Raw genomic sequence first — 1,646 nt, 5'->3', positions numbered from 1 at the left:
GGGAGGTATTATGTTTGAATAGGAAAAAGCAAAGGCCAAAAACTTTAACTTGAGATAAGTTGTACAAAGTTTCACAAATTAAGATTTGAGGCCTATGCAAGTTCAAGTTACTGAAAATCAGTTTGCAGGTCAAACGATTTTCGCAGGAATTGATACCCATAAAAAGAACTGGCGTGTGACGATGTATTGTGGAGGGATGGAACATAAGCAAATGACGATAGACCCATCTGCAGAGGTTTTAACATCCTATTTGAAGAAGACTTTCCCTGGTGCTATTTACAAGGCGGTATACGAAGCTGGTTTCAGTGGTTTTACTGCGTGTCGAGAGCTGAATGAGCAAGGGGTATTTTGTTATGTGGTCCATCCCTCGGATGTGCCAACGACCCAAAAAGAGCGACAGCAAAAAACGGATTCAGTGGACAGTCGCAAACTGGCCAGGATGTTAATGGAATCAAAGTTTGAAAGCATTGATATACCTGAGGTACCTTTGGAGGCCGACCGGGCACTGCTGCGACAACGTGGGAGGACATCAAAGGATCTTTCAAGGACTAAGAACCGTGTAAAGTCTCTTTTGTTTCAGTTTGGGTATAAAATTCCGGATTGTTTTACGAGCCAAAGCCAGCATTGGTCCGGGGTTTTTGTGAAATGGCTTAGAGAGCTGCCGATCTCAGAGTTGTCGCTTAGAATCACCTTGGATGGATATATAAGTACAGGTCTTTTTTTAAGAAGCAGGTTATTGGATCTGAACCGTGCAATCCGAAACTTGTCGCGGACCGAAGTTTACAAAGATCCTTATGAGCTTATCACTAAAATACCAGGCATAGGTCGCTTGACGGGGATGCATTTTTTGGTACAGATTGGCGACATTAATCGGTTTACGAGCCTTGATAAACTGAATTACTATGTTGGCCTGGCGCCCAATATGCACGGCTCAGGGGAGAAGATCAAGATAGGCAAATTGGTAAAACGAGGACGCAAGGACTTAAAAATCATGCTAATAGAGTCCTGTTGGACAGCAGTCCGCCACGATCCGGCATTGATGGCCTCCTTTATCGAAATGACAAAGAGAATGCCTAAAAACAAGGCTATTATCAAAATAGCCAGGAAATTATTGAGTAGGATACGATACGTTCTTAAAAATAAAGCCGACTATCAACTCGGAGTAGTAAAATAAAGATATAAAAGCGGATACCTGGAAAAATGGCATGGGGGAATAAATGGAAGCCCCTTCCTGCGGCTGAAATAGACCGCTTATTGTGGAGATTACATCCCCCGCCTTTTGAAATAAACGATACATTGCGGCTCACCGAGACTGCTTATAGAAGATTGGTTTGAAAGGTATAGCGCATATAACACCAAATGGAGACGAGTTTTTTTAGGTATATATGGACTCTGAATTATAATAAAAAAGGGCTACTAGAAGAAGTAGCCCATACGATCGATAATTCGTCGTCCACAAGCTATACCTGATAAGATGCTCTCCAGCAGAGCTTATTTCCGATTGGCCTGATAGTCAAAGATAAACAAATCGGACACATTAAGGAAGGAGAAAACCCCTCCTTCAGAATTTGTTTTGCCAATAGTTTTACACGAATTAAAAAAATAAGAAAAATGGGCTCTTTTGCTTGGAATTCAACATAGAAGGA

The 1,646-nt window shown here is 41.7% G+C and carries 1 protein-coding gene; it reads left to right on the top strand.

Annotation, left to right across the window (positions count from 1 at the left end; genetic code table 11):
- The first annotated feature begins 94 nt into the window (after positions 1–94).
- Complete coding sequence (locus AC1XUD_RS26480; RefSeq protein ID WP_483364064.1) at positions 95–1,174, top strand: IS110 family RNA-guided transposase; 1,080 nt, start codon at positions 95–97, stop codon at positions 1,172–1,174.
- Positions 1,175–1,646: the final 472 nt, after the last annotated feature.

Source organism: Dyadobacter sp. HNCC25DJ184, assembly GCF_056895215.1.
This window is presented reverse-complemented; position numbering and strand designations above follow the sequence as displayed.

Bases quoted from the DNA above. Each gene is read 5' to 3' on its own strand.
- AC1XUD_RS26480 (WP_483364064.1), top strand. From the start codon at position 95: ATGCAAGTTCAAGTTACTGAAAATCAGTTTGCAGGTCAAACGATTTTC.